We start from the raw sequence: 9,238 nt of genomic DNA on the forward strand, positions 1-9,238 counted from the left end.
CCCACGGGGGGAGGGAGACAAACGATGCATCAGGCAGTGCGTTTCCCCGGGAACATCACGCTCGCAATAATCCCCAGCGCCAGCACGCCCAATACCACAAACAGACTGGCCGTCGCGCCAATGCTGTAACCGTGATGCCAGAAGTGATCGGTGGCATTCAGACCCAGCTTGAACGCCACAAAGAACAGCAGCAGCACTACGGCTTTCTCGAGGTGCACCAGGTACTGCTTCAGCGCTTCCAGCACGAAGTAAAGGGTACGCAGGCCGAGGATAGCGAACATCATGGCGCTGTAGATAATCAGCGGTTCGCGGCTCACCGCGATAATGGCCGGTACGGAGTCAAACGCGAACATTACGTCAGAGAGTTCCACCACCGCCACACAGAGCAGTAACGGCGTCGCGTAGCGCTTCGCTTTCTTCACGCGGCCAACCATGACGTCCTGGTTTTCTGGCTTCTCCAGCTCAGCATCCACCTCTTTTTGCGTCAGGATAAACGCGTGGCTGCTGATTTTCGGCCAGACCGGGTAAAAGCGTTTTACCAGACGATAAGCCAGATGACCGGAGTAATCTTCAACTTCATCGCTCTCTTCATTACGCTTGAGCATCATCACCGCCGTCCAGCCGACGACCAGCGCGAAAACCACCTCAACGTACGGTCCCAGGCTTAACAGGCTGGTGCCGATAGCCACAAAGATACCGCGGAAAACAATCGCCCCCAGCACGCCCCAGTAGAGCACACGGTGACGGTATTTATCCGGCACGCCAAACCAGGCGAAGATGGCCATCATCACGAACAGGTTATCGATGGAGAGAACTTCCTCCAGCGCGTAACCGGTAAGGAACAGGCTCGCCATTTCGGCACCGTGGTGGATGTACAGGAACCCGGCAAACGCCATCGCCATCGTGAACCAGAAAACGGACCACATCCGCCGCGCTTTTCAGCGAGACAGGTTTATCGTGACGGTGCATGAAGAGGTCAATAAACATCGCCCCAACGGCCATTACGACAAAGACAACAACGGTTTCCGTCGGGAAACCGAGATGAGCAGCAGACATACACAACCCTTTTACAGAGGCAAAACACAGCACCATGCAGACTGGCGTAAACCAGCCGAGAAAAAGGGTGGACTGTTGATCAACGTCTCCACCCTCAAAACCGCAGCTCTGTGGCTGCGCAAGGTGTGTACTTTACCTCACAACGTAGGGTGACGCATCTGCCGTTTAGACGCATTACGTTAAGAACTTTATATGTGAGTCACCTCTTATTTACATAATTTAAACCTTCCATTCACTGGATAAAAATAACGCATCGTCGCTATAGTGGTTTTGTTTAATAAAACTGAGTTGTACCTGATAAAACCAAGAATAAACCCTGCGAGGACACAATGACAGAACAAACCCGTTACGGCGCAACCGCCACTGAGGGGATAGAAAAAGAGACGATGCGGAAAGTGATCTGGCGTATCCTGCCGTTTCTCATCGTCAGCTATCTGATCTCCATTATCGATCGCGGTAATATCGGCATGGCTTCGCTGCAGATGAATGAGGATCTTGGCCTCAGCAAAGCGGCATTTGGCTTCGCCAGCAGCCTTTACTTTGTGGCCTATTTTTTGTTTGAAGTGCCAAGCAACCTGGCGATGCAAAAAGTCGGCGCACGTATCTGGATCCCGCGCATCATGATTAGCTGGGGCATTGTGTCCATGTGTATGTCGCTGGTCCAGAACACCACGTCGCTCTATATCGTCCGTTTTCTTCTCGGCGCCGCAGAGGCGGGCTTCTTCCCTGGCGTCGTGCTTTATCTGACCTGGCGGATCCCTTCCCCTTACCGCGCACGCATTATTGCCTCCTTTATGGTCGCCATCCCACTCGCCAACTTCATCGGCTCCCCGCTTTCCGGGTTGATACTGTCCATGGACGGCTGGCTGGGTCTGCGTGGCTGGCATCTGCTGTTTATCATTGACGGTTTGCCCGCCGTACTGCTCGGCATTGCCGCCTGGTTTATTCTCCGCGATCGCCCCCATCAGGCGAACTGGCTCAGCAGTGAGCAGAAGCAATGGCTGGAAACCACGCTGGAAAACGAGCGCAATCAGCAAAAGAATATTGGACATCAAACGACGTGGCAGCTGCTGAAGCACCGCCAAATCTGGCTGCTGGCGCTGATTTACGCTGGCGCATCGTCTGCCGGCACGACCATCAGCGTATGGTCTCCTCAACTGCTGAAATCCTTCCATCTCAATAATCTTGAGACAGGACTGTTCAACGCCATCCCGTACGGTCTGGCATCCGTACTCATGATTGTATGGGGACGAAGTTCTGACCGAACCAACGAACGCCGCTGGCATACCGCGCTGACGCTTTTCATGATTGCCGCAGGCGTATTTGCCGCATTTGTCAGCGTCTCCCTTGCTGCCACCATTGTTATTCTCAGCATCATGCTCATCGGCGCTTATTCAATGAAAGGGCCTTTCTGGGCGCTGGCGTCCGGCTGGATGAGCAGTACCTCGGCGGCAGCAGGACTCGCCGCGATTGGCGCCATCGCGAACCTGATTGGCGGAGCAGCAATGGTAAATGCGTACGGCATTATCAATGAGCGGACGGGCAGTTATACGCTGGCTATGCTTCCGCTGGCCGCGCTGTGTGTGGCGGGGGGGATCGCGGTGCTGATGATGGGCCGACAGACCCGCAACACTCAGCTACACGAGAAGCAGGTAACAAATTAACGATAACAAAAGCGGGACGCGTGTCCCGCTTTTCGTTAACGGTTTTCTTCTGCTGTATCGCTCGTTTCACCGTAAAACTGCTGGCAGAAGGGCTTACTCGCCCCCATTTTCTGTGACAGGCGGCTGGCAGTGTCATGCATCAACTGGCTGATACCTTGCTCCCTGCGGTCTTCTGTCAATCTTGATATGGGCCCGGTCAAAGCCAGCACCGCAATCAACTTGTCGTGAACACCGAAGACCGGCATTGCAAACGCAGCAGTATGGGGATCGCGGGCACCTGCGGTGTAGAGCGGAACAGCAGGCTCACCGTCCGGCAGGCGTTCATTAAGACCCCAATGGCGCAGAACCTGACTGATGGCAGAATCGTCCAGCGGGAACTGTGTGCCGGGAAGATTGCTGTGACGAAGCCCATGTGAGGCTTCAGCACGAAACAGGCACAGACGTTGCCCGCCCTCTAACACATACCAGCTGGCACTCTCCTGAGAAGCCAGGGATAAAGCCTGTAGCTCAGGTTGAACTACCCTGGAAAGATGGAAAGACTGTTCATACAGCTTACCGAGGTAAAGCAGACGAGGGCCAAGCGCATAATTGCCGTCATCATGCCTGACGACATAGTTCATCCGTTCAAGAGAATTCATCAAGCGGTAAACCGTGGTTTTATGATAACCCGATAGCTGAGCCAGCGCGGTCAGCGTCAGGCTTTCATCGCCAGGACGGAAGCAATCCAGTAAAGCCAGCGCTTTTTCAACCGCTACAACGCCTTCATTCCCCATCATTATCTCCTTTTCAGCCCGGCAGTGAGTGTACCTCAAATTTTGTGAGTCACTTCGTGTTTACATCACAAACCCCCTCTCGGGTCTGGCTAAAAGGAAAGCAACACCGCTATAGTTGTTTCGTATTGTACACCTGCATTGTACACAGTAAAACAATATGGAGGCATTCATGTCCGTTTCTGAAAAACCAACGATCAATCGCCACTTCGAACGCGTTTCTGCTGAAGAGGTTCGCCAGGCCGCAGAGTATCAGGCAGCTATCCTCGCGGATGTTGCCGGACGCCGCGGCACGCTCCATGGCCGCATCAAGCCGCTGGCACCGCATATGGCCGTTGCGGGTCCGGCCGTCACCGTTGAGGTACGGCCAGGAGATAATCTGGCCATTCACGCCGCGATGGCGGTTGCCCAACCTGGGGATGTTCTGATCGTTGATGGAAAAGGCGATCTGAGCTGTGCGCTACTGGGTGAAATTATGGCAACCCAGGCCCAGGCGAGCGGGATTGCCGGGATCATCATCGACGGAGCAGTGCGTGACGCTGACACGCTGAGCAAGGGTAACTATCCCGTTTTCTCTGCCGGTCTGAATCCCTGCGGCCCGACAAAGTCTATTCCTGGCCGGGTTAACCATCCGATTTCCATTGCCGGCGCGACGGTACAGGCCGGAGATTTAGTGGTAGCCGATATCGACGGCGTGGTGGTGATCCCGCGCGATGAGGTTCAGCAGATTATCGCCCTGGCAAAAGGAAAGCTGGAGATGGAGACTAAACGTCTTGCCGCCATCCGCGAGGGAGATTTACGTCCACACTGGCTTAACGACGCGCTGCGCAAGGCGGGCATGCTGGCGGACGGGGAGACGCTGTAATGGAAAACAAAAAGGTAGTCATTGTTACCGGAAGCGACCTGGCGGAGCAGGCCATGGAAATGTTGCAGGGTTTTGAGGTGGTGTTTGCGGGTCGCCAGCCCACGGAGGATGGGCTTATTGCGCTGTGCGAGCAGCATAACCCGGTGGCAATACTGGTACGTTACGGCAAGATAACCGCGAAAATCATGGATGCTGCGCCTGCCCTGAAGGTTATTTCCAAACACGGAAGCGGGATCGATGTGATAGACCTGGCGGCGGCGGCCGAGCGTAACATCGCCGTCCGATCCGCGCCGGGGGCAAACGCAGCGGCGGTGGCGGAGCACACCTGGGCGTTGATTCTCGCCTGCGCCAAATCCGTGGTGTCCCTGGACACGCGACTGCGCGAAGGGCACTGGGACAAAGCCACGCATAAATCCATCGAACTGGAGGGGCAAACGCTGGGGCTGATCGGGCTGGGGGCGATTGGCTCGCGGGTGGCGAATATGGGTCACGCCTTTGGTATGCGGGTTCTGGCTTACGATCCCTACGCTAAATCAATGCCTTCCGTCTGCGAGCGCACTGATACCCTGACTGACCTTCTGTCCCGCTCCGATGTGATTTCTTTGCATTGTCCGCTCACCGACGAGAATCGGGGCATGATCAATACGGAGACGCTCGCGCACGTTAAACGAAACGCTATCCTGGTGAATACGGCACGCGGCGGCTTGATTCACGACAGGTCATTGTTCGCAGCGTTAAAGGATGGAACACTGCACAGCGCGGGGCTGGACAGCTTTACCAGCGAACCGCTGACCGCGCCGCACATCTGGCAGGGCATCGATAACATCATTATCTCCCCGCATATTGGCGGCGTCAGCGCAGCGTCATATATAAAAATGGGAACCGTGGCGGCCAGAAATATTGTAGACGTTTTGAGTGCGGCTGATGAAAGAATGCTTACCGTCAGCCGCTAGCTCGAAAATGGACGAACCGAAACGCCCTTCCGTCACGGTTTCTCTGCCAGCGCCTGCGCGCACGCCCAGGCGCTGGCCCACGCCCACTGGAAGTTATACCCGCCGAGCCTGCCGGTGACGTCCATCACTTCACCTATGAAGTAGAGCCCTGGAACATTGCGTGCTTCCATGGTGCGCGAAGAAAGCTCGTGCGTATCGACACCGCCCAGCGTCACTTCCGCCGTGCGGTAGCCCTCGGTGCCGTTTGGCTGAACGCGCCAGGCTGTCAGCGTCTCGACCAGCGCGTCCTGCTCACGGCTGTTTAGCTGCTTAAGCGACACATCGGGGATCTGCCCCAGCACCTGCAGGCACTCCACCAGACGCTTCGGCAGCTGCATCGCCAGGGTATTTTTCAGGCTCTGATTCGGGTGCGCGGTACGCTGCTCGTTGAGGAACACGTCCAGATCGCAGTCCGGCACCAGGTTTACCGTCACAAATTCGCCCGGCTGCCAGTAGCTGGAGATTTGCAGCACCGCCGGACCGGAGAGGCCGCGATGGGTAAAGAGCAGGTTTTCGCGGAACACCGTGCCGTCTTCGGCGGTAATGACCGAGGGAACGGACACGCCGGAAAGCGTCTGGAGCTGTTCCAGAAGCGGTTTATGCAGCGTGAACGGCACCAGACCGGCACGCGTAGGCAGCACCTTCAGGCCAAACTGTTCGGCAATTTTATAGCCGAACGGGGACGCGCCCAGCCCCGGCATCGACAGGCCGCCACTGGCGATCACCAGGCTGTCGGCGCTGACGGTTTCACCGTTCAGCTGTAGCCTGTAACCCTGCTCGTCGCGGGCGACCTCCAGCACGTCCGTACGCAGGCGCATCGTCACGCCACCCTTCTCGCACTCGGCCACCAGCATATCGACAATCTGCTGCGCGGAGTCGTCGCAGAACAGCTGGCCCAGCGTTTTCTCATGCCACGCGATGCCGTGCTTACCCACCAGATCGATAAAATCCCACTGGGTGTAACGCGCCAGCGCAGATTTGCAAAAATGACGGTTTTGGCTCAAATAGGCCGCGGGTTCAACATACAGATTAGTAAAGTTGCAGCGCCCGCCGCCGGACATCAGGATCTTACGGCCTGGCTTTTTACCGTTATCCAGCAGCAGCACGCGACGACCCGCCTGTCCGGCCATTGCCGCACAAAACATACCCGCCGCACCGGCGCCAATTACCACGGCATCAAACCTTTCCACGTCAAAATCCTCTTCGTTAACTGCCGCGGATTGTAAAGTTTCCTCTGTGGTCACACCAGCGTAAAAAGATATTACAAAGCCATTTCATTGATATTTAAAGATTATCCTTTCAAGCACTTTTCCCAAATCAGGTGGTATGTCAAAAAAAGTCTATATTTCACTTTGCCCGCCGTGCATTTGTCCTGGATAATGCGCCGCGTTCATGTCCTCAAAATGGCGTAACGTCCTATGCTACATTTGTTTGCCGGCCTGGATTTACATACCGGGCTTTTATTATTGCTTGCTCTGGTTTTTGTACTGTTTTACGAAGCGATCAACGGCTTCCACGACACTGCAAACGCAGTAGCAACGGTTATCTACACTCGCGCAATGCGATCGCAGCTTGCGGTTGTTATGGCGGCGGTATTTAACTTTTTTGGTGTCCTCCTGGGCGGACTGAGCGTTGCGTATGCGATCGTGCATATGCTGCCAACGGATCTGCTTCTCAACGTTAGTTCTGGCCATGGCCTTGCTATGGTGTTCTCAATGCTGCTTGCTGCAATTATCTGGAACCTCGGTACCTGGTATTTCGGCCTGCCTGCATCCAGTTCTCACACTCTCATCGGCGCGATTATCGGTATCGGGTTAACCAATGCCCTGATGACCGGGACGTCCGTTGTTGATGCGCTGAACATCCCGAAAGTGTTGGGGATTTTCGGCTCTTTGATCATCTCTCCTATCGTGGGTCTGGTGGTTGCGGGTGGATTAATTTTCATCCTGCGTCGCTACTGGAGCAACACGAAAAAACGTGCGCGTATCCACCTGACGCCAGCAGAGCGTGAGAAGAAAGACGGCAAGAAAAAGCCGCCATTCTGGACGCGTATTGCGCTGATCATTTCCGCTATTGGCGTGGCGTTCTCTCACGGCGCGAACGATGGTCAGAAAGGGATTGGTCTGGTGATGCTGGTACTGATTGGCGTCGCACCGGCGGGTTTCGTGGTCAACATGAACGCCTCCGGTTACGAAATCACCCGTACACGTGATGCAATTAACAACGTCGAAGTGTACTTCCAGCAGCATCCTGCCCTGTTGAAGAAAGCGACCGGCGTTGACCAGTTGATTCCGTCTCCTGAAGCGGGTGCCACCACCGCGCCGGGCGAGTTCCACTGCCATCCGGCAAACGCGATTAACGCGCTGGAACGTGCCAAAGGCATGCTGGGCGACATCGAAAGCTACGACAAACTGGCTGTTGAACAGCGTGGTCAACTGCGTCGCATCATGCTCTGCATCTCTGACGTGACGGATAAAGTCGCGAAGCTGCCAGACGTGAATGCTGACGACAAACGTCTGCTGAAGAAACTGAAAAGCGATATGCTCAACACCATTGAGTACGCGCCAATCTGGATCATCATGGCCGTCGCGCTGGCACTGGGTATCGGTACAATGATTGGCTGGCGTCGTGTGGCGACCACCATCGGCGAGAAGATCGGTAAGAAAGGCATGACCTATGCGCAGGGTATGTCTGCGCAGATGACGGCGGCGGTTTCTATCGGTCTGGCGAGCTACACCGGTATGCCAGTATCCACCACCCACGTACTCTCCTCGTCCGTGGCAGGTACCATGATTGTTGACGGCGGCGGTCTGCAGCGTAAAACCGTGACCAACATTCTGATGGCCTGGGTGTTTACACTCCCGGCATCCATCCTGCTGTCTGGCGGTTTGTACTGGATTTCGCTGAAGCTGATTTAATCGGTTGAAGGCGACAAAAAAGCGGGTCAGGAAACTGACCCGCTTTTTTTATGCTCAGTGCCAAATCATCAATGCAATCATACTGACCACGACCAGCCCGCACAGGGCACTGGTCAAAATGAACTGACGACGCAGACGCTCGCAACGACGGATAAACTCTTCATCGTGATGATCGCGGTAACGCTGGTAGTAGATGTATCCCACCAGACGCATCTGTTTGCTGGGCTGTCCATGCGAGGTGAAGAATCCTCCACCGTCCACATACTGATAAAGCAACGGATCGCAACCACGAAGTACTACTAACAGCGCACGTAACGATGAGAAGTAGCGCGCCATATTCACTATGCAAACTACGCATAACGCCCAAAACAATGCGACGGTGCTAATCATACATCCTCCCCGGCGTCCGCCCACGAAGCAAGGCTTCTGAGCTACCGCACTCCAATGCCCTGACAGACAGTTCAGTGAAAGAATGACCAAAAGTCGATCCGGTTCGCGTTTTAATATCCGAACGGTTCATTAAATAGTGTAGGAGATCCGTTAATTTTTTTGCCACAAGGTTAATCGTTATCAACACCAAAGCTTGAAAAATATGTTTAACTGGGCCGTAATGAATGTATCAGACGACGGCATTCTCATTTAGTCATCGATAACTTAAGGAAGGAGTAACACTATGGCTTACAAACACATTCTCATCGCGGTAGACCTCTCCCCGGAGAGCAAAGTGCTGGTTGATAAAGCGGTATCCATGGCACGTCCCTACAACGCGAAAGTTTCGCTGATTCACGTTGATGTGAACTACTCCGACCTTTACACCGGTCTGATCGACGTGAATCTTGGCGATATGCAGAAACGCATCTCCGAAGAGACTCACCATGCGCTGAGCGAACTGTCCACCAACGCGGGCTATCCAATCACCGAAACCCTGAGCGGTAGCGGCGACCTGGGCCAGGTGCTGGTTGATGCGATCAAG

General features: G+C 54.8%; 9 protein-coding genes and 1 pseudogene. 6 read left to right on the forward strand and 4 right to left on the reverse strand.

The features are described 5' to 3' along the window. Positions 1–29: 29 nt before the first annotated feature. Positions 30–1,056: pseudogene (locus tag ENTMO_RS24470) on the reverse strand (TerC/Alx family metal homeostasis membrane protein). On the opposite strand from ENTMO_RS24470, the gene ENTMO_RS26250 reads away from it, so the two are divergent. Then, positions 958–1,209, forward strand: a complete 252-nt coding sequence (locus tag ENTMO_RS26250) for a hypothetical protein (RefSeq protein WP_162096493.1) — start codon at positions 958–960, stop codon at positions 1,207–1,209. The pseudogene ENTMO_RS24470 and the gene ENTMO_RS26250 overlap by 99 nt on opposite strands. A gap of 176 nt (positions 1,210–1,385) precedes the next feature. Continuing rightward, entirely contained in the window at positions 1,386–2,720 is a 1,335-nt protein-coding gene (locus ENTMO_RS0122720; RefSeq protein ID WP_010436615.1) for an MFS transporter, read from the forward strand. A gap of 35 nt (positions 2,721–2,755) precedes the next feature. Here the strand turns inward: ENTMO_RS0122720 and ENTMO_RS0122725 are convergent, their stop codons facing one another. Beyond that, the gene (locus tag ENTMO_RS0122725; RefSeq protein WP_010436618.1) at positions 2,756–3,493 is read right to left on the reverse strand and encodes an IclR family transcriptional regulator; all 738 of its coding nucleotides are present in this window, start codon (positions 3,491–3,493) and stop codon (positions 2,756–2,758) included. A 169-nt stretch (positions 3,494–3,662) separates the two neighbouring features. On the opposite strand from ENTMO_RS0122725, the gene ENTMO_RS0122730 reads away from it, so the two are divergent. Both ENTMO_RS0122730 and ENTMO_RS24475 read left to right on the forward strand, forming a co-directional pair. Further along, the gene (locus ENTMO_RS0122730) at positions 3,663–4,355 is read left to right on the forward strand and encodes an RraA family protein (RefSeq protein ID WP_010436621.1); all 693 of its coding nucleotides are present in this window, start codon (positions 3,663–3,665) and stop codon (positions 4,353–4,355) included. Next, complete coding sequence (locus ENTMO_RS24475) at positions 4,355–5,308, forward strand: hydroxyacid dehydrogenase (protein WP_010436624.1); 954 nt, start codon at positions 4,355–4,357, stop codon at positions 5,306–5,308. Before ENTMO_RS0122730 ends, ENTMO_RS24475 begins: the two co-directional genes overlap by 1 nt. A 32-nt stretch (positions 5,309–5,340) precedes the next feature. Here ENTMO_RS24475 and ENTMO_RS0122740 read toward each other — a convergent pair whose 3' ends face one another. Beyond that, complete coding sequence (locus tag ENTMO_RS0122740; protein ID WP_010436627.1) at positions 5,341–6,537, reverse strand: BaiN/RdsA family NAD(P)/FAD-dependent oxidoreductase; 1,197 nt, start codon at positions 6,535–6,537, stop codon at positions 5,341–5,343. A gap of 228 nt (positions 6,538–6,765) precedes the next feature. Here ENTMO_RS0122740 and pitA point away from each other — a divergent pair, with 228 nt between their 5' ends. Then, complete coding sequence (gene pitA / locus ENTMO_RS0122745) at positions 6,766–8,265, forward strand: inorganic phosphate transporter PitA (RefSeq protein WP_010436629.1); 1,500 nt, start codon at positions 6,766–6,768, stop codon at positions 8,263–8,265. Positions 8,266–8,319: 54 nt separating this feature from the next. On the opposite strand, the gene uspB is transcribed toward pitA, so the two are convergent. Beyond that, positions 8,320–8,655: a universal stress protein UspB gene (uspB, locus tag ENTMO_RS0122750; RefSeq protein ID WP_003861224.1), complete on the reverse strand. Its 336-nt coding sequence runs from the start codon at positions 8,653–8,655 to the stop codon at positions 8,320–8,322. Between the two features lie 283 nt (positions 8,656–8,938). On the opposite strand from uspB, the gene uspA reads away from it, so the two are divergent. Continuing rightward, on the forward strand, positions 8,939–9,238 hold a 300-nt coding region (uspA, locus tag ENTMO_RS0122755; RefSeq protein WP_010436634.1), incomplete at its 3' end, for a universal stress protein UspA.

This window comes from Enterobacter mori LMG 25706, assembly GCF_000211415.1.
GTDB lineage: Bacteria > Pseudomonadota > Gammaproteobacteria > Enterobacterales > Enterobacteriaceae > Enterobacter > Enterobacter mori.

Coding starts and splice junctions, on each gene's coding strand:
- ENTMO_RS0122720 (WP_010436615.1), top strand. CDS start 1,386: ATGACAGAACAAACCCGTTACGGCGCAACCGCCACTGAGGGGATAGAA.
- ENTMO_RS0122725 (WP_010436618.1), bottom strand. CDS start 3,493: ATGGGGAATGAAGGCGTTGTAGCGGTTGAAAAAGCGCTGGCTTTACTG.
- ENTMO_RS0122730 (WP_010436621.1), top strand. CDS start 3,663: ATGTCCGTTTCTGAAAAACCAACGATCAATCGCCACTTCGAACGCGTT.
- ENTMO_RS24475 (WP_010436624.1), top strand. CDS start 4,355: ATGGAAAACAAAAAGGTAGTCATTGTTACCGGAAGCGACCTGGCGGAG.
- pitA (WP_010436629.1), top strand. CDS start 6,766: ATGCTACATTTGTTTGCCGGCCTGGATTTACATACCGGGCTTTTATTA.
- uspB (WP_003861224.1), bottom strand. CDS start 8,655: ATGATTAGCACCGTCGCATTGTTTTGGGCGTTATGCGTAGTTTGCATA.